Below are 18,501 nucleotides of genomic sequence, written 5' to 3' on the forward strand. Positions count from 1 at the left end.
GAGGGCATCAAGGATTTAGGCCGCAGAAGACCAGCCGCCATCGATGAACAGTTCCGTTCCAGTAACATATTTAGCTTCGTCTGACAGAAGATATAGCGCCCCATAAGCGATATCGTTCGGCTCGCCAAGATCGCCCATCGGGATCTGCGCTTTGTACCATTCAACCTGCTCGGGCGTGACGTTCGCCTGTATCGGCGTCTTCACGCCACCGGGAACGATGGTGTTCACCCGCACCCCTTGCCCGACATATTCCAGCGCAGCCACCTTGGTCATCGCGCGTACCGCAGACTTGGTCGCCGCATAGCTGATCAAGCCAGGCTCACAGATGACGCTGACGAGCGAACTGATGTTTAGGATCGCACCATTTCCCGACTTCGCAATTTCCGGCGCAACGATCTTCAAACCCAGGAAAAGCGCAGTCTGGTTGACCGCGATCATCTTGCTCCAGCCTTCGAGCGTCTCGTCCTGGATCATCGCGCCGTGGATGATGCCCGCGGTATTGGAAAGCGTCGTGAGCTTCCCAAAGGCCCCAACCGCCGCCTCGACAGCCCCCGCCCAGCTCGCAGCATCGGTGATATCCAGCCGCACGAATAGGGCCTCGCCCCCGCTTTCCTGAATCTCGGCCACGACCTTGTTGCCCATTTCGACATTCAGATCGGCGACGACGACCTTGGCGCCCTCCTTGGCAAAAAGCCGAGCCTGCGCTGCACCCAGGCCGCTCGCCGCGCCCGTTACGAGCGCGACTTTTCCTGCCATTCTGTTGCTCATCCTGCCATTCTGTTGCTCATCCTGTGCCTCCTAAATAGCTTGAGCGCGCAATTCAGACCCGCGTCGCTGAGGGTTCTTTTTTCCGATGCACAACAACTGGGCCGATCACCGGACCTTGATCCAAGCACAATTACCAGTTGGTAGTCAAGCTGGATTCTGAGGAACCGGACCGAAAAGTGAGACTAAATGTCCAAGTCCCCTGGCCCGCTAATGCTGCCCCTTTGCGCGCGGCACGCAGCCGCGCGCTTTCACTTTCTAATGCTGTGTTTTCACAAATAATATCAATGAGTTCAAACACCCACGGACCAGCCTCCGTCAATCGGCAGATCCACGCCAGTAATATATTTCGCCTCGTCAGAGGCCAGAAAAAGCGCGCCGTTGGCAATGTCGATCGGGTCACCGAGCTTTCCCATGGGGATCTGGCTTGTCTGCTGCTTCAGCACGTCAGGGGGGACATTCGCCGTGATCGGCGTGTTCATTCCGCCGGGCACGATCGTATTCACCCGAACGCCGCGGTCCACAAACTCCAGCGCCGCCGCCTTGCTCATGATGCGCACGGCCGCTTTGGTGGCACAGTAGCTGGCATTGCCGGCGGTGGGAAACATGCCGATCAACGAACTGATGTTGATGATCGAGCCATTGCCCGACTTCACCAGCTCGGGGATTGCCGCCTTGATTCCGAGGAAGATAGCAGTCTGATTGACCGCCACCATCTTGTTCCAGCCTTCAATGCTCTCCTCCTCGAAGCCGCCAGGATGAATGATACCGGCAGTGTTGGATAGAGTCGTAAGCCCGCCAAAAGCCTCGACGGCAGCGGCAATCGCATTATTCCAGCTCGCCGCATCGGTAACATCCAACCGAATGAAGAGCGCATCGCCACCAGCAGCCCTGATTTCGGCTACGACGCCCTTGGCCATCTCTTCATTGAGGTCGCCGATTACGACCTTGGCGCCTTCTTCCGCGAAACGCTTCGCCTGAGCGGCGCCGAGCCCGCTCGCTCCACCCGTGATGAGCGCAACCTTGCCTGCGAGTCTGTTAGCCATTCTTCATCCTCCGAAAATGCTCAACTGCGCGAATTGACTTCGCTTCAGCCTTGACCACATCGCCAGTGGCCCCATGTGCCTGGCACCAGCCTGAAAGATCAGAGCATACTTACCACATGGTTACAAGCCTGCTTTGCGAGAGGACGAAATGCCCTCTTGTCCAGCCGGGGCGAAAGGCGCTGGTTCATACTCTATGTTCTACAATGGCTTCCTTTACAGCGTTCGCGGCCTGCAATCTCCGACTCGAAGTGAAAAAGCCTACGCAGATGGCGCATGCCCTCCTTTTATCGAATCGCTTGGATCATGCAGGGGTTAATGATAATTACCATGTGGTCATCATGCCCATGGGCCAGATAAGGACTGCAATATGAATTTCACGATGTCGCCCGCGGAAACCATGTGGCGTGATCGGGTCCGTAATTTCATGAACGATGTGGTTCGGCCCCATGATGAGACCTATGCCGCGCAGCAGGCTAGTGGAGAGCGGTGGAAGACTCTGCCGATAATCGAGGAATTGAAGGAGCGCGCGAAAGCGGACGGCATATGGAATCTTTTCATGCCGCCGCTGGCCGGCCACAATCCCGTCGACAGCAGCTTCGAGTTCGTCGCTCCGGGCCTTACCAATCTGGAATATGCCTCCTGCGCGGAAGAGATGGGCCGCATCGAATGGGCGTCCGAGGTGTTCAACTGCTCCGCGCCCGATACCGGCAACATGGAGGTCCTGCACCGCTATGGAACTCGCGAGCATAAGGAGCGCTGGCTCCGGCCGCTGATGGAGGGGAAGATTCGCTCGGTCTTTCTGATGACCGAGCCGCGAGTCGCATCCTCTGACGCCACCAATATCGAAACCTCCATCGTTTGTGACGGCGACCATTATGTGATCAACGGCCGCAAATGGTGGTCTTCGGGCATAGGCGATCCTCGATGCTCGGTCGGCATTCTCATGGGAAAGACCGATCCTGATGCCCCGCGCCATGCTCAGCAGAGCATGATCCTCCTGCCGCTCGACACGCCGGGGGTTAAGGTTCTGCGAATGCTTCCTGTGTTTGGCTATGACGATGCGCCTCATGGTCATGGCGAAGTCGAGCTGAAGGATGTTCGCGTTCCGGTCGAGAATATGCTGCTCGGCGAGGGGCGCGGCTTTGAAATTGCTCAGGGGCGATTGGGGCCAGGCCGAATCCATCACTGTATGCGCACGATTGGCTTGGCCGAGGAAATCTTGAAGAAAATGGTGGAGCGGCTCCTTTCGCGCACTGCCTTTGGGAAACGCCTAGCAGAGCATTCCATCTGGGAGCAGCGGATCGCCGAAGCACGGACGTCACTTGAAATGACCCGCCTCCTATGCCTCAAGGCCGCCGACGTGATGGACAAGCTTGGGGCCAAGGCAGCACAAGCGGAAATCGCGATGATCAAGGTGGCGGGGCCGCATATGGCGTTGAAGATCGCCGACGATGCGATCCAGGCGCATGGCGGCGCGGGCGTCGCCGACGACTTCGGCCTTGCGCGCGCCTATGCACATCTCCGCACAATGCGCCTGGTGGATGGGCCGGATGAGGTTCACAACCGCGCGATCGCTCGCCTCGAAATGCGCCGCTATCGTCAATAGTTGAATTGCCGACCCTGTTATTCGGTCGCAATGACCAGCTAACGGCCTGCCGGTCGCGTTCAGGCGAACGGCAGGCCAAGCGCATGACCGACGCAGCGCCCAGGCGCATACGTCGGTAGCTGGCAACCCAAGCCCTACCGCATCAGCACCAGTTCCTCGGCCATAGAGGGATGCAGTGCTACGGTATCGTCGAACTGGGCCTTGGTGAGCCTCGCCTTCACCGCGATCGCGGCGGCCTGCAGGATTTCAGGCGCGTCGGGGCCGATCATGTGGATGCCGACCACCACGTCGGTCTCAGGATGGACGACCAGCTTGTAGAGCGCGCGCTCGTGGCGGTCGGCGAGCACATTCTTCATCGCCCGGAAGTCGGAGGTGTAGACCTTGACCTCACCGAGCTTGTTGCGCGCCTCGGCCTCGGTCATGCCCACGCCCGCCATCGGCGGATGGCTGAATACGGCGGACGGGATGCAGCCATAATCGACCCGGCGGGGATTATTGCCGAACACAGTGTCGGCAAAGGCCTGGCCCTCGCGGATCGCGACCGGCGTCAGCTGCACCCGGTTGGTGACGTCGCCCACCGCATAGATGCTGGCGCAGCTCGAGCGGTTGTCGTCGTCCACCTTGATCGCGCCCTTGGCGTCGAGTGCGACGTCGGCCGTCTCCAGCCCGAGATTTTCGGTATGCGGGCGTCGGCCGGTGGCGAATAGCAGCATGTCGGCCGGGATCGGCTCATGGCCGGTCATGTGCACCAGCAGCGAGCCGTCCGGTTGCTTGTCGACCTTCTCGAAGGCGACGTGGAATTTGAACTCGATCCCCTTGGTCATCGAGATCTGGAGCAGCCGGTCGCGGATCTGCTCGTCATAGCCGCGCAGGATCACGTCGGTGCGGTTGACCAGCGTCACATGCGCACCAAACTGGTGGAAGATGCCGGCAAATTCATTGGCGATATAGCCCGCCCCTGCGATCACCACGCGCTTGGGGAAGGTATCGAGATGGAACACTTCATTCGAGGTGATGCCATGCTCGGCCCCCGGAAAATGGGGTACGATCGGCCAAGCGCCGGTTGCGATCAGGATTTTGCCGGCGGTGATCGTCTGGCCCGAGCCGAGCAGCACCTCATGCGGCCCGGCGACGGTCGCCCGCTCGCGGATGATCTCGACCTTATTGTTGCCGAGCGTCTCGGTGTAGAGACCTTCGAGCCGCGAGACCTCGGCGAGCACATTGTCGCGCAGCGCCGACCAGTCAAATTCGCAATCGGGCACCTTCCAGCCAAAGCGCCGTGCATCCTGCAGATCCTCGGCGAAATGCGAGCCATAGACGAGCAGCTTCTTGGGCACGCAGCCCCGGATCACGCAGGTGCCGCCCACCCGATGCTCCTCGGCGACCGCCACCCGCGCGCCATAGGCTGCCGAAACCCGCGCCGCGCGCACTCCGCCCGAGCCCGCCCCAATGACGAACAGATCATAGTCGTAGGTCAACATCCAATAATCCCAACCAAGTAAGTGTTGTTTTTCTACAGCTAGAGGGCGCGCGCATCGAGTCGTCCGCCTCCATCCCCGAGCAGACCGCCGACTCCCATGCCGGCGATCACATCGCTATCCACGCCGAACCCAGCGAAGAGCCGCTCCAATATCAGATCAACTCCATTACGCAGGGGGCTACGTGCACAACCCGGCAACCCAATGACAGCCCGCCTGCGCAACCAACCGAGGCACAGGAGATTGCCGGGATCGACCGGCATTCCCACCCGCTCCACGCGCCCGCCCGCTTGTCGAATGGCCGCGGGGACCACATCTTCGCGGTCGGCCGTCGCCGATGCCGCCATGATCAGCACAAGATCCGCCTCCGAAGAGTCCGCGAGCAAATTGGTTAGAGCCGCTTCATCATGATCGCAGATCCACACATGATTCAAATGTCCGCCAAGCCTCTCGACTCGCTGCCTTATAACGGTTTCGGTCTTGGCGAGAAGCTTGAGGCTTACGCTGCCTAGACTGGTTTGCACGAGATTGACCGAGAGGGGCCCGAATGCAGCTATACGGACCTTGCAACCATCCGCGACTTGCCCCGCTGAGACAAGTTCGGCTCGGGGCACCGCATAGGGAATTATCTTGACGGTGCCTACCACGTCGCCCGCGCGCACCGGCGTCATCGGCGCGACGGCGGCGAATGTGATCGCCTCCGTTGCCCGATTGAGCTTGCCTATGCCGTCGGGTGCATAAACGAGAAGGCCGTTCGTCTCGGCGATCAGATCAGCCCGCCCATGGACGGGAGGTTCGGCGCGGACATGATCTCCGGCCAGCCTCTGCGCAATCGCCATCGCGACATCATTTTCACCAATATCGTCCGTATCGAGCCGAGCAACGGTGAGCGCTTCCAATCCCGCATGCCGGACCGCCGCCAGATCATCGCAATCGAGCACGCGCCCTTTTGGCAAGCGGCGTCCCGGAATCGAGAGGCTATGGGCCAGGATCGCACCCTCGGCCTCTTCCAGCGATACCCGTCCAAACCTCACTTCGAGCTCCGCAAGACTGTCGTCATCTCGGCCAGGATGGAAACGGCGATCTCGGCTGGTCCCGCCGCACCGATTGGGAGCCCTGCCGGCCCATGGATGCGGGCGAGCTCCTTATCCGTGAAGCCGGCGGCGCCGAGCCGCTCGAGCCGGGCAGCATGTGTTTTTCGTGATCCCAATGCGCCGATATAGAAGGCCGGCGAGTTCAGAGCGCGCGCCAGCGCCGGATCATCAAGCTTTGGATCATGCGTCAAACTGACTACCGCGGAGCCGCCGTCCGGGCGCCAACGATCAAGCGCTTCGTCGGGCCAATTCTCGTCTACAGGTTGATCAAATCGGGCAGCCGCCGCGAACATGCCGCGCGGATCGATAACGGTTGTCTCATAGCCCGCAAGGCGCGCCATCGGGACGAGCAGCTGGGCGATATGAACCGCCCCCACGATCGCGAGACGACGGCGCGGAGGATAGAGATTGAAGAACCATTCCTTCAGAGGGGCCGCATTCTCGCGGGTCGCACCGCTTGTCAGATCCGTCGCCAGACCCAGCGGCAAACCCTGCGCCCGTGCATCAACGATACGCTCGATCAGCGCAGGCGGAAAATGTGCCCCATCGACGGTCTGTAACAGGATGGAGATTCGGCCGCCGCAAGCAAGTCCCACCTCCCAGGCCTGCGCGTCAGCCACGCCATAATCCAGGCGACGAAAGCCGCCCCCTGCCGCAATCAATTCGAGAGCCTGAACGATGACGTCGCCTTCGACACAACCGCCGCTGACGGAGCCTTCGAAAATTCCGTCGTCGCGGATCACCAGATGGGATCCCGCCCGCCGAGGCGCCGACCCCCAGGTCTCGATCACTGTGGCAAGCGCGACATGACGGCCCGCCGCAAGCCATAGCGCCGCGGCATCTATCACGACATCCAGGTCATCCGCTGCCTCAGCCATGATCCCATTCTGATCCAAAAAATGCTGAACTTAAAGGATTACGGCCGGAGCGTCCGAAAAATCGGATGCTCCGGCCGTATCCATTCAATGCACCACCGGCTTCATGCCGGCAGAGGAGGGGAGATCCCAGGCCAATCTCGACAGACCAACCCAAGATCCTCCGATCAGCTTTAGAAACGGAAGCTGGTCTTTACTCCGTAGGTGCGTGGCATGGCCGCATACCGAACCGCCGTATCGTACAGGAACGCTACGTTGTTCCAGTAATATTCGTTGGTCAGATTCTTCACCCAGAACTGGACCTGCCATGCATTGTCCGCATCCTGAAGTGCAATGCGAGCATCAACGGTGGTAAACGGCTTGATGTAGGTTACCGCCTTCGTCACCGCATCATGACCGATCGCAGCCTGCGTGCTGCTGTTATAGGTCAGGCTGGCACCCAAATTCACTGCCAGGCTGGCGCCAAGCGGAACGGTATAGTCGGCGTTTGCACTCGCATTCCATTTCGGAGCGAATGGCACCCGGTCGCCGGCAAAGTCAGTAAATACCGAGTCGGAATTCAGACCGGAGTATTTTTTGATCTTCGCGTCGACATAGGTCACCGCGCCACTGAGGTTGAGGCCATCGACCGGCCGCCATACGATGGCCAGCTCACCGCCCTTGACGGTGGACTTAGGCACGTTGTCGAGTGCGAACACGGTGCCGAAAGGCGGCTGATCGAAGAAGCCCATCAGCTGCTTGTTGCGGTAGTCATAGTAGAAGCCAGCACCGGTGAGCAGCACCGAGCGGTCGAACAGCTCCTGCTTGAAACCCGCTTCGTAGGCAATGACCGATTCCTGAACGACCGGACGATATTGACTGACAGTCGCCGCCGAAATCGTTGGGAAGCTGCCTGCCTTATAGCCCTTGGTCACGTTCGCGTAAAATAGCGAACCAGCCACCGGCTTGAAGTCGACGCCAACCTTCCAGGACAGATTATCCTCATTGAGGTTGGTATCGCCGAGGATGCTCTCAAAGGCATCCGGCCGTTGCCCATTCTCTACACCGATAAGTGGATTGCCGTTGGCATCCGTCAGCGGGTCGATCGCACTGGTGCAGTCACCCGGCTGCAGGGGGGTCGATGCTCCCAGGCCCACCAGGGATCTGGCGAACGTGTGGATAATGTCGAACAGCCTGCGAAAGGTGTCGTCGCCATGTATCGGGTCGAAATTATTATCAAAGGTACAGCCGACGAAATGGCGCTTGCTGTTCGTATAGCGAAGGCCACCCTTCACCGTGATGGTGTCTGTCACATCGAAATCGACGTTTCCAAAGAACGCATAATTTTCGATCGTCTGCCGGCTGAAATCCGATGCTCTGGAAAATGGCACCGGCAGCAAAGTGCTCGTCCCGTCTATCTGAGAGAAATTCGAGACGATGCTATCTCCATTTGAAAGCTTGCTTAGCTCATAGACTTTGCTGTGCTGATAATTAGCACCGACGGTGACCCGCATGCGCGATGCGGCGTCGTTCGACAGGCGCAATTCCTGGTTGAAGTCACGAATATATCCGTCGTTGGCGACATAATCATAGTCTTGCACCGCAGTGCCGTCATCCGCCGCCCGGCTATTACGCTTATAGTCCGAATAAGAAGTGATCGAGGTCAGGGTCAGATTATCGGTCACGTCATAGTCGGTACGCAGCGCGGCATTATACATTCTGTCGTCACGGAAAGGTTCAGCATCCGCGGACCAATCGGCGGCGCGCGCCTTGCGCGGCGCATATGGCGTCACCAATGTACCCGTTTCGAAATTATAAAGCTGAGGGCTCAAAAATTGCTCCTGCCCCGCCGTGGCAGGACGCAGGAAGATGTACTGCCCGATCTGCGGCTCGCTGCCGTCATGCCAACCACTCAGGCTGGCCATGAAACTGAGTCTATCGGTGGGCTTCCAGTCTAGAGTGATACGGCCAGCGAATTCCCGCCGCTTCCCGAACTCGTCACCTGGACGAGAGAAGTAATTTTTCTGCCACGATCCCGCATAAGTGCTGCGGCCAGCGAGCCGTATATTGAGCGTGTCGGTCACAGGTCCACTGATGAAAGCTTCGCCTTCAACCGTGCTAAATCGTCCATAGCCAAGGCTGAACCCGCTCGTCAGAGTGTCGGTCGGCTTGTTGGCGATGTAGTTGATCGCGCCGCCGGTGGAATTCTGGCCGAACAGAATGCCCTGCGGACCTTTCAGTACCTCAACACGCTCCATGTCCAAACCGACCCCGATGCCGGGCAGCGCGGAGAAGCTGAGAGGCGCCTGGTCGACATAAACGCTAACCGCAGGCGATGCCGCCAGAGCGGTATCGAAATAGCCGACGCCACGCAGCGTGAACACCGGGGTGCCGAATGCCGACCGCGCATAGGTCAGACCCGGGACGGCCTTGGTCAAATCCTGGACGCTGCTGATACCCTGCTTGACGAGCTGATCGCCACTGACCGCCGCAATCGTGAGGCCGACCTTGTTGATCGATTCAGCGCGCTTGCTGGCGGTGACGATGATCTCGCCGGCACCCAGACTTTCACTCTGCGGCGCTTCGGCGGCTGCGGATTGGGCAGCAGGCTGCTCCGCCGGAGCCTCGCTCTGGGCGAATGCGGGCGAACAGAAGCAAAGAAGCGCGACGCCCGATGCGTATAAGTTAATGCCGTGCCGTTTCGTTGTGCTTTCTGGTCTGACAATCATAACCATCCCTCCCTAGATATGACCGAAGTATCGTTTCGCGCTCTTAAACATTTTTTCTTCGGTCGCGTTGAAAAACTATCCGTGTCTCCTGCCCACTTCACTCCGGTGTCAGGACAATTATTTCGTTTCTATTCGGCAGACTGCCGCTCCAACAGCAGCATCATCACCTTCAGAAACCAATATTTCAATGAGAGTTCCATCGCACGGGGCTTCCACCTCGGACGTCACCTTTTCGGTTTCCACCTCATAAAGGATGTCACCGAGAGCAAAGTCTGCGCCCAGCTGTACGTGCCAGCGAGCGATCGTGCCTTCTTCCATGTTCATGCCAAACATCGGCAACTTAAGCGACATCTTCATGCAACGTCTCCATCGCGTACAGCCGCGCGGATCGCAGCCTCAACCATAGCCTCATCAGGGATCACCGCATTTTCGAGATGGGGCGCGAACGGGATCGCCACATCCTGCACGGTGTCCCGGCGCACGGGACCACGCAACGAAGCAAAACCCTGTTCGGCGACGATAGCGGCAATTTCACTTGCGGCGCTGCATGTAGCACGCGCCTCATCGAGGATTACTAGGCGCCCGGTCTTGCGAACCGAGGCCAGGATCAGCTCCTTATCGAGCGGGAAGAGCGTCATCGGATCGACAACTTCGACCTCGATCCCCTCTTCGGACAATGTCGCCGCTGCGCGCATTGCATGACGCACCATCACACCGATCGCGACCACCGTGACATCGCGACCCTCGCGCTTCACCGATCCCTTGCCGAGCGGCACGACATGATCGCCATCGGGCACTTCTCCTTGCTCGCCGCCGCGGCGGGTGGGCAGCAGGAAGAGGACCGGATTATCCTCGCGGATGCTGGCCTTCATCAGACCCTTGGCGTCGGCTGGCGTGCTGGGGATCACGACCTTGATGCCGCCAAGGTTCATGACGCCTGGATAGGGTGCATCGGAATGCTGCGCGCCAGATGAGCGGCCGGCACCGGTAGATGCCAGGTAAACGAGCGGCAGCTTGAGCTGGCCCGCCGTCATATAGCGAAGCTTGGCGGCCTGGTTCGCGATGGAGTCAAAGCCGGTGTAGAGGAAGTTGCCATACATCATGTGGCAGATCGGGCGATAGCCGGCCGCTGCCATCCCAACCGCCATACCGGTCATGACAACCTCGGAGATTGGCGTGTTGATCACCCGCTTGCCCCCGAACTTGTCGAAGAGGCCGCGTGTATCGCCGAACAAGCCGATCCTGACATCCTCGCCATAGAGGATCACACGATCGTCGCGCTCCATTTCTTCATGAAGCGCTTCGTTGACAGCATGGATGAGGCGCCGCTTAGCCATTGGCGAACATATCCTCAAAAGCACGGGAGACAGGGGGAAGAGGATCATTCAAAGCATCGGTGATGGCGCTTTCGGTAACGCCCTCGACCCTGGCCCGGATAGCGGCCACGTCCTTTTCCAGATCCTCGGAGACGAGAAATTCTTCCAGCCGGCTAATCGGATCGCGCTGCTTCCAGCTCTCGACTTCTTCCTGGGTGCGATAAGGCGCTGCAAGGAAGCTTTCTTCGGATTCGACATGAGTCCGCCAGCGATAGGTACGAGCCTCGATGAGCGTGGCCCCTTCGCCTGAGCGCGCCCGCGCAACCGCCTCGCCAACGACCCGCCATACGGCGTGGACGTCATTGCCGTCGACCAGCGCGCCGGGCATGCCAAACGGTTCGGCGCGGCGCCAGATATCGCCAGCGTTCACCGTCTCATAAGGGGAGAATTGAGAAAATCCGTTATTCTCGCAGACCAGCAACAGTGGAAGCTTCCACAGGGCGGCGATGTTCAGCGCCTCGGAAATGACGCCCTGGCTGGACGCACCGTCACCGAAAAACACCACGGCAACCCGGCCCTCGCCGTCAAGCTGCGCGCCGAGTGCCGCACCGACCGCGAGCCCTACGCCACCGCCGACAATGCCGTTGGCGCCCAATATGCCCTTCGAGACGTCGGCAACATGCATCGAGCCGCCCTTGCCGTGGCAAATGCCGGTCTCTTTGCCCATGAGCTCCGCCGCCATAGCGCGCGGATCTCCGCCCTTCGCCAGGAAGTGACCGTGCCCGCGATGAGTGCTGGCAACCCAGTCGCTGTCGTCAAGATGTGCGCAGACGCCGGTGGCCACCGCTTCCTGGCCAATATAAAGATGCACATTGCCAGGAAGTTCGCCGGCTTTCCCGAGGTCACCAAGCCGCTCCTCCATCCTGCGGATAAGCAGCATGCGCTCAAAAAGCCGTAATGACCGTTGAAGGTCCGGACCATTCATAAGGACGCCTCCGTGGGCTGAGCCTGCGCAACCAGGCGATCACGCAGGATATTCTTCTGGACTTTGCCCGAAGCCGTGCGCGGAAACGCGTCGACCATCTCCACGCGCTCCGGCCATTTCTGTCGCGCTAGCCCTTGCTCCCCGAGGAAGCTGCCAATGTCGGCGACGGAAACGGGCGCATCCGCAATCACATAGGCGCAGACCCCTTCACCCAGCCTTTCATGCGGCATCGCCACCACTGCGACGTCGGTGATTGCAGGATAGCGATGCAGCGCATCTTCGATTTCCTGAGGGCTGATATTCTCGCCCCCGCGCACGATAACATCCTTTTTACGGCCGCTCACCGCCAGGAAATCGCCAAATTCGATCCGTCCGAGATCACCCGTGCGGAAGAAGCCGTCCTGATCGAACGCATCGTCCGTCAGCGCTTGATCGGTATAGCCCAGCATCACCTCCGGGCCGCGAACAAGGATCTCTCCTTCCGCCCCCTCGCCCAGCAACGCTCCCGTCGCTTCGTCGATGATCCGCACTTCATTGTTGACGATGCGCCCGTCCGTGGTCGCGCCAAGCTCAAGCTCTTCGACGCCCCGGACACCCAGCGTGACCGTTGGCGCCTCGCTGCTTCCGAAGGCGCGCGATATGGCGCACCCCGGGATCGCCTGCGCCGCCCGGCGCACAAGTTCCGGCGCAACCGGCGCCCCGCCGCAGATAAACAAACGCATCGTGGGGAGCAGAGCCCCGGCCGACACGACCGTATCCGTAAGTTCCCTGAGGAAGGGAGTTGCGCCAACGCTCATCGTTACGCCGTGCCGCTTGATCAGCTCGACCGCCTCAGAGGCGTCCCATCGCTCCATCAACACCGCGGCACAGCCGGTGACGAAACCCATTTCGAGCGCGTAAAGATAGCCGGTTATATGCGTAACCGGCGAGGGCATCAGCACCACATCGCTCGCACCAAGGCCCCAATAGTCCCGAGCGGCAAGGAGCTCGGCCATTAAGCTATTGTGGCTGTGCAGAACGCCCTTGGGATGGCTTGTCGTGCCCGATGTATAGAGCAGCAGCTTGACGGCATTGGGATCGGGATGGCCGCTTGCCACGTCAGGCGCGTTTGAAGCGAGAAGCTCCTCATAACCAAGACAGCCCTCCGCCTCACCCCGGACGGTAACGATGGTGGCAAGATCGGGAAGGCCCGCCTGAAGCGCGCGCGCCATATTGACATAATCGAAGCCACGGAAGCTCGTCGGCACGAACAGAATCTTAGCACGGCCGTCGCGCAGGATGTAGCCGACCTCCGCCTCGCGATAGATTGGGATGATGGGATTGCAGACAAAGCCGCCGATACAACAAGCCAGGTTGATTACCGCGGTTTCGAGCCAGTTGGGAAGCTGGAAGCTTACCACATCGCCCGGAACTAGGCCACGCGTGGCAAGTACCGCAGCAATCTTTCTTGCCTTGGTAACAAGATTACCCAGATAAAGCGAGCGATCGCCCTCAATAAATGCGAGCATGTCAGGCTTTTCGATCACCAGACGCGCAGCGATATCGGCGATCGACTCATTCCGCCATGCGCCTGAAGCTGTGTAGTTGTCGATCATCGCGTCGTTCAGACGGGTGATCCAACCGCTCACGTCCTTTCGCACGTCTATCCCCTCACTCGCGAAACACACCGACCACGAGCTTTCCCGATTCGTCTTCCGTACATGGGAAACTAGCCTGCCAACCCGCTCACGCAGGCCCCTGGCAGCATCCGATCCATCCGTTCAGCATTTCCGGCCGGATGGCCCCAACTTGCACGGCGCTTATCGTCTCTGCGTCTGTTTGAAACTTTAGGTTACCGTTTGGGCATTTGTCAATAGCCCTATGCGCCACAAACATCGCCAAAAAGAAGCTACGTAACGACCAATTCCCAACTCCTGCCCGCCGGCCACAATGCTGCAAGCGCACATGCAACAACTCACAGAGTAAGGACCTCTTCCAGCGGCGGCGCGTATTCAGCGCGCACCGCCGTCAGCTGGAGCGAAGCATCCGCCTATGCACTTGACCAGCCGGTCATTTTTTAGCATTCACGACCATTGGCATCGGCGCCAAGGCGCTTGGTTATGAAAGAAGGGAATGAGGTGACGACCCCGCGTAAGAAAACGCAGACCGACACTCCGCGGTTGCCGCGCGCCGAACGCGAGCGGCTTATCGTGGAAGGCGCCGTGCAATTCTTCGCGGAAGTAGGGTTTGGTGGTGACACACGCGAGCTAGCGAAGCGGCTGAACATCACGCACCCTTTGTTATTTCGCTATTTTGCCAGCAAGAACGCACTGATTGAACGCGTGTATCAGGAAGTATTCATCGGCCGGTGGAATCCATACTGGGAAATTGTAATCAGCAACCGCAATGTTCCGTTGCGAGAGCGGCTGGTAAATGTATACCAGGCGCTCGCCCAGACAGTGCTTAATTATGACTGGGTCCGCCTATTCATGTTCGCAGGTCTTAAGGGATCCGACATAAACGGTCGCTGGTATTCTTTCATGCAAGAACATCTCGTCAGGCCGGTTTGCGCCGAATTTCGTCACGATCTTGGCCTGCCTACGATTGAAGAGATGCCTCTCACACAGAACGAATCCGAACTCGTGCTTGGCGTCAATTCGCGCATCTTTTATCTCGGCGTCCGGAAATTCATATATGGGGTCGACACGCCTGAAAACGTCGATGCCTGGGTAGAGATGGAAATTATTCTGTTTCTGGATGGGGTCGTCAACATTTATCCCGGGCTGGTGGCTCCTCCCCAGCGCCGCGTCCGCAAGCCACGACTGGCCAGGGCCACCAAAAAAGGCTCTGTTGCAAAGATTGGCGGCAGTCAGAGGTAGGCTGTCGCTCTGCGCCGATCAGGCGGCTGCTGCGAAATGGTGGTTGAGCATGCCCATGGCCTCCGTCAGCGCCGAGGGCCCAATGCCAAAAGCTCTCTCCACAAGGCGCACCTCGCCCCTGATGCCGGGCTGCAGGCACCAGGGGCGAGCCTGTCCTTTGCGCAGGGCTCGCATGACTTCGAATCCCTTGATCGTGGCATAGGCCGTGGGGATCGATTTGAAACCGCGCACCGGCTTGATCAGTATCTTGAGCTTTCCGTGATCGGCCTCGATCACGTTATTGAGATACTTCACCTGCCGGTGGGCCGTCTCCCGGTCCAGCTTTCCTTCGCGCTTCAATTCGGTGATCGCTGCACCATAGCTCGGCGCTTTGTCGGTATTGAGCGTGGCAGGCTTTTCCCAGTGCTTCAGGCCTCGCAGGGCCTTGCCCAGGAACCGCTTCGCTGCCTTGGCGCTGCGGGTCGGCGACAGGTAGAAATCGATCGTGTCGCCCCGCTTGTCGACTGCCCGGTACAGGTAGGTCCACTTGCCCCGCACCTTGACGTAGGTTTCATCCAGGCGCCAGCTCGGATCAAAGCCACGCCGCCAGAACCAGCGCAGCCGCTTCTCCATCTCCGGGGCGTAGCACTGGACCCAGCGATAGATCGTCGTATGGTCGACCGAAATGCCGCGTTCCGCCAGCATTTCCTCAAGGTCGCGATAGCTGATCGGATAGCGACAATACCAGCGCACCGCCCACAGGATCACATCACCCTGGAAATGGCGCCACTTGAAATCCGTCATCGTTCCGTCCGTCCAATCTCCGCCAAGCATGCTCAAGCTTCACGATTTTTGCAACAGAGCCGATCGGAGTATTCCGGGCGGGGATTTGATCGGACGATGGAGCCTGAGCTTTGCCGATATTGATTTTGTAAATTCGAAGCCGGCCCTGACGCGCCTTGGCCTCGCCGCACAGCTGAAATTCTTCGCTTCCCTGGGGTTTTTCGCGATCGATCCCGGCTCAATCCCTACCGATGGCCTCTCGTATCTGGCCGAGCAACTCGGTGTCGAGGCTGGCGAGATAGCCGGTTATGACTTTTCCAGTCGGACAGCACGACGGCATTGTGCGGAGATCCTGATCCATCTTGGATATCACCGCATGAAGCGGGTGGATCGCGCGCAATTGACGGAATGGATTGCTGGCGAGCTGTGCCCGGGCGGCCAGTCGATCAATGCCATGCTTGAGCATGTTTTCCTGTGGTGCCGGGACCGGCGTATTTATGGGCCGTCGCGCAAGGAGCTTGAACGTGTCGTTCGCTCACAACGGCAAGATTATCTGGACACCTGGCTGATCGGAGCCAGTGATCGGCTTTCGTCAGATGCGGTGGCGTTATTGGAAGCCTCGCTTGCCGATCCGGACAGCTCGACCGGATTCAACAGGATGAAGGGTGACGCCGGACAGGCAACGCTCGACAACATTCTCGACGTGACCGAGAAACTCGCCTTTATCCAGAGACTTGATCTTCCCCATGATCTCCTGACGGCTACGGGCAAGCCATGGGTCGATCAGATTGTTCGCCGCGTTGCCGGTGAAAAGGCCTCGGAGATGCGCCGGCATGCGCCGGCGCGACAGCTCGGCCTTTATGCGATTTATCTAATGTCGCGGGAGGCGCAACTCACTGACGCGATGATCGACCTGCTGATCGAAACCGTTCACAAGATCGGAACGCGCTCGAAACGCAAGGTGGTGGGCGATATCGCGAAAGACATCGAGCGGGTCTATGGAAAGGAGCGCCTGCTGGTCGAGATCGCCAGCGCCTCGATCAATGAACCATCGGGGCGCATCTGCGATGTCATTTTCCCGATCGCCGGTAAGGCCAAGCTGGCGGCGATCGTCAAGGAGAGCCATGCGAAGGGCGCTCTGGACCGGCGCATCTACAAGGTGATGCGTGGTTCCTGGGCCAATCATTACCGGCGCATGCTGCCAAGCCTGCTTTCCGTACTTGAGTTCCGGTCGAACAACGCGGTGTGGCGGCCGGTCCTGGCGGCCCTCGACTGGATCAGGAGCAAGGTGGATGGCGGATGCCGCTTCGTGCCATTGCAGGATGTTCCGATCGATGAGGTGATTCCAGCGCGATGGCGCAGTTCCGTCATTGATGACGATGGGCGGGTAAACCGGATCAGCTATGAGCTTTGCGTCCTGACGCAACTGCGCGACCGCATCCGCTCCAAAGAAATCTGGGTGGTCGGGGCGGATCGCTATCGCAATCCCGATGACGATCTTCCCAAGGACTTCGAGATCAGGCGAGATGCGTACTATTCCGGCCTCAGCCTGACGCCAGATGCGCAGGCGTTTTGCGCCTCGATCCGGGAGGAGCTTGAACGGGAACTGTTGCTCCTCAATGCCAATATTCCACAAAACGACAAGGTCCGGCTCCTGTGGCGCGGCGACAACCGGATATCGATTACACCGTTCAAGCCCTTGCCCGAACCGAAGGGTCTCGCTTCGATCAAAAGCGAGATCGGTCAGCGCTGGCCGATGACCGGACTGCTGGACGTGTTGAAAGAGGCTGCTCTGGACACGGGATTGATGGATGCTTTCGAAACGTCGGCCTCGCGGGTTACCCTGTCGAAAGCAGCCTTGGCTCAGCGTCTTTTGCTGTGTCTCTATGGCTTGGGCACGAACGCCGGGCTCAAGCGGGTCGCTGGCGCAACACCCGATGTCAGTTACGAGGAATTGCTGCATGTCCATCGCCGTTTCATCCACGCGCCAGCGCTGAGGGAGGCGTGCGCGCGGGTAGCAAACGCGACACTGGCAATCCGCAATGCCGCAGTATGGGGAGATGCGGGCACGGCATGCGCGTCCGATTCAACGAAGTTCGGCGCGTGGGACCGCAACCTGATGACGGAATGGCACGCCCGCTATGGCGGCCGTGGCGTCATGATCTACTGGCATGTGGAGAAGCGCGCGACCTGCGTTTATTCCCAGCTCAAGCGGTGCTCTTCCTCGGAGGTCGCCTCCATGATCGAAGGCGTGCTACGCCATTGCACCGACATGGAAATCCAGCGCCAGTACGTCGATAGCCACGGCCAGAGCGCAGTCGGCTTTGCGTTCTGCCGACTCCTTGGATTTGAGCTTGCCCCGCGGCTGAAAGCAGTGGCACGCCAGAAACTGGCCCTTCCCCAAGCCGGCATGCGCACGCGGCTTTCCAATTTACTGCCGATCCTCTCCAGCCCGATCGACTGGGACGAGATCGAGCAACAATATGACGAAATGGTCAAATATGCCGCTGCCATGCAATCGCGCACCGCCGATCCGGAAGCGATCCTGCTCCGGTTTGCCAGAGCCGAAGTGATGCACCCGACCTACAAGGCGCTGAGTGAACTCGGCCGCGCGGTCAAAACAATCTTCCTATGCCGGTATTTGCGTCAGGAGGCATTCCGCCGCGAGATCCACGAAGGGCTGAATGTGGTTGAGAACTGGAACGGCGCTAATGGTTTCGTGTTCTTCGGCAAGGGCGGCGAGATCGCCACCAACCGCATCCATGAGCAGGAAATCTCCGTTCTGGCGCTACACCTCCTGCAAGCGTCGCTGGTGTATGTGAACACCCGCATGCTTCAGACCGTACTGGTTGAGCTGTAGCGCGACGATTACGGTGTCCGGTCGGCGTCAATTTTGATGGCCGATAGGTGGCCGCGCCGGTTGGTGAATTCTGGCTACCATTTGCTGTTGCGAGGAGCAACCGTCGAGCGACAATTACGACGCTGGGTAATTGTCGCTGGCGCTGGCC

General features: G+C 59.4%; 13 protein-coding genes and 1 pseudogene. 3 read left to right on the forward strand and 11 right to left on the reverse strand.

Translation table 11 applies throughout. The annotated features are described in order from the left end of the window. Positions 1 to 15 precede the first annotated feature (15 nt). Both SIDU_RS18180 and linX read right to left on the reverse strand, forming a co-directional pair. On the reverse strand, positions 16 to 756 hold the full coding sequence (locus SIDU_RS18180) for an SDR family NAD(P)-dependent oxidoreductase (protein ID WP_233431906.1): 741 nt from the start codon (positions 754 to 756) through the stop codon (positions 16 to 18). A gap of 302 nt (positions 757 to 1,058) precedes the next feature. Further along, entirely contained in the window at positions 1,059 to 1,811 is a 753-nt protein-coding gene (gene linX, locus SIDU_RS18185) for a 2,5-dichloro-2,5-cyclohexadiene-1,4-diol dehydrogenase LinX (RefSeq protein WP_007682029.1), read from the reverse strand. A 367-nt stretch (positions 1,812 to 2,178) separates the two neighbouring features. Here linX and SIDU_RS18190 point away from each other — a divergent pair, with 367 nt between their 5' ends. After that, positions 2,179 to 3,417, forward strand: a complete 1,239-nt coding sequence (locus SIDU_RS18190; RefSeq protein WP_007682027.1) for an acyl-CoA dehydrogenase family protein — start codon at positions 2,179 to 2,181, stop codon at positions 3,415 to 3,417. 134 nt (positions 3,418 to 3,551) lie between these two features. Here SIDU_RS18190 and gorA read toward each other — a convergent pair whose 3' ends face one another. From gorA to SIDU_RS18230, 8 genes are all read right to left on the reverse strand, one after another. Then, positions 3,552 to 4,898, reverse strand: coding sequence for a glutathione-disulfide reductase (gene gorA / locus SIDU_RS18195; protein ID WP_007682024.1), 1,347 nt, complete (start codon positions 4,896 to 4,898; stop codon positions 3,552 to 3,554). A gap of 38 nt (positions 4,899 to 4,936) precedes the next feature. Beyond that, complete coding sequence (locus tag SIDU_RS18200; RefSeq protein ID WP_007682023.1) at positions 4,937 to 5,929, reverse strand: molybdopterin-binding protein; 993 nt, start codon at positions 5,927 to 5,929, stop codon at positions 4,937 to 4,939. Then, positions 5,926 to 6,867, reverse strand: a complete 942-nt coding sequence (locus SIDU_RS18205) for an XdhC family protein (protein ID WP_007682022.1) — start codon at positions 6,865 to 6,867, stop codon at positions 5,926 to 5,928. The genes SIDU_RS18200 and SIDU_RS18205 overlap by 4 nt, the downstream gene beginning before the upstream one ends. A gap of 170 nt (positions 6,868 to 7,037) precedes the next feature. Further along, on the reverse strand, positions 7,038 to 9,572 hold the full coding sequence (locus tag SIDU_RS18210) for a TonB-dependent receptor (RefSeq protein WP_073507208.1): 2,535 nt from the start codon (positions 9,570 to 9,572) through the stop codon (positions 7,038 to 7,040). 117 nt (positions 9,573 to 9,689) lie between these two features. Beyond that, positions 9,690 to 9,929: a lipoyl domain-containing protein gene (locus SIDU_RS18215; protein ID WP_007682525.1), complete on the reverse strand. Its 240-nt coding sequence runs from the start codon at positions 9,927 to 9,929 to the stop codon at positions 9,690 to 9,692. Continuing rightward, on the reverse strand, positions 9,926 to 10,909 hold the full coding sequence (locus SIDU_RS18220; protein ID WP_020818090.1) for an alpha-ketoacid dehydrogenase subunit beta: 984 nt from the start codon (positions 10,907 to 10,909) through the stop codon (positions 9,926 to 9,928). The genes SIDU_RS18215 and SIDU_RS18220 overlap by 4 nt, the downstream gene beginning before the upstream one ends. Further along, the gene (locus SIDU_RS18225) at positions 10,902 to 11,873 is read right to left on the reverse strand and encodes a thiamine pyrophosphate-dependent dehydrogenase E1 component subunit alpha (RefSeq protein ID WP_013040176.1); all 972 of its coding nucleotides are present in this window, start codon (positions 11,871 to 11,873) and stop codon (positions 10,902 to 10,904) included. The genes SIDU_RS18220 and SIDU_RS18225 overlap by 8 nt, the downstream gene beginning before the upstream one ends. Further along, entirely contained in the window at positions 11,870 to 13,513 is a 1,644-nt protein-coding gene (locus SIDU_RS18230; protein ID WP_007686272.1) for an AMP-binding protein, read from the reverse strand. Before SIDU_RS18230 ends, SIDU_RS18225 begins: the two co-directional genes overlap by 4 nt. 459 nt (positions 13,514 to 13,972) lie before the next feature. Here SIDU_RS18230 and SIDU_RS18235 point away from each other — a divergent pair, with 459 nt between their 5' ends. Continuing rightward, positions 13,973 to 14,731, forward strand: coding sequence for a TetR/AcrR family transcriptional regulator (locus tag SIDU_RS18235; protein WP_020818097.1), 759 nt, complete (start codon positions 13,973 to 13,975; stop codon positions 14,729 to 14,731). A gap of 18 nt (positions 14,732 to 14,749) precedes the next feature. Here SIDU_RS18235 and SIDU_RS18245 read toward each other — a convergent pair whose 3' ends face one another. Continuing rightward, positions 14,750 to 15,514, reverse strand: a complete 765-nt coding sequence (locus SIDU_RS18245; protein WP_001389365.1) for an IS6-like element IS6100 family transposase — start codon at positions 15,512 to 15,514, stop codon at positions 14,750 to 14,752. A 28-nt stretch (positions 15,515 to 15,542) separates the two neighbouring features. On the opposite strand from SIDU_RS18245, the pseudogene SIDU_RS18255 reads away from it, so the two are divergent. Continuing rightward, positions 15,543 to 18,347: pseudogene (locus SIDU_RS18255) on the forward strand (Tn3 family transposase); the annotation flags it as partial. Positions 18,348 to 18,501 lie beyond the last annotated feature (154 nt).

Source organism: Sphingobium indicum B90A, from assembly GCF_000264945.2.
GTDB classification, from domain to species: Bacteria; Pseudomonadota; Alphaproteobacteria; order Sphingomonadales; family Sphingomonadaceae; genus Sphingobium; species Sphingobium indicum.

Bases quoted from the DNA above. Each gene is read 5' to 3' on its own strand.
- SIDU_RS18180 (WP_233431906.1), bottom strand. From the start codon at position 756: ATGGCAGGAAAAGTCGCGCTCGTAACGGGCGCGGCGAGCGGCCTGGGT.
- SIDU_RS18215 (WP_007682525.1), bottom strand. From the start codon at position 9,929: ATGAAGATGTCGCTTAAGTTGCCGATGTTTGGCATGAACATGGAAGAA.
- SIDU_RS18205 (WP_007682022.1), bottom strand. From the start codon at position 6,867: ATGGCTGAGGCAGCGGATGACCTGGATGTCGTGATAGATGCCGCGGCG.
- SIDU_RS18190 (WP_007682027.1), top strand. From the start codon at position 2,179: ATGAATTTCACGATGTCGCCCGCGGAAACCATGTGGCGTGATCGGGTC.
- SIDU_RS18245 (WP_001389365.1), bottom strand. From the start codon at position 15,514: ATGACGGATTTCAAGTGGCGCCATTTCCAGGGTGATGTGATCCTGTGG.
- SIDU_RS18220 (WP_020818090.1), bottom strand. From the start codon at position 10,909: ATGGCTAAGCGGCGCCTCATCCATGCTGTCAACGAAGCGCTTCATGAA.
- SIDU_RS18210 (WP_073507208.1), bottom strand. From the start codon at position 9,572: ATGATTGTCAGACCAGAAAGCACAACGAAACGGCACGGCATTAACTTA.
- SIDU_RS18235 (WP_020818097.1), top strand. From the start codon at position 13,973: ATGAAAGAAGGGAATGAGGTGACGACCCCGCGTAAGAAAACGCAGACC.
- linX (WP_007682029.1), bottom strand. From the start codon at position 1,811: ATGGCTAACAGACTCGCAGGCAAGGTTGCGCTCATCACGGGTGGAGCG.
- SIDU_RS18225 (WP_013040176.1), bottom strand. From the start codon at position 11,873: ATGAATGGTCCGGACCTTCAACGGTCATTACGGCTTTTTGAGCGCATG.
- gorA (WP_007682024.1), bottom strand. From the start codon at position 4,898: ATGTTGACCTACGACTATGATCTGTTCGTCATTGGGGCGGGCTCGGGC.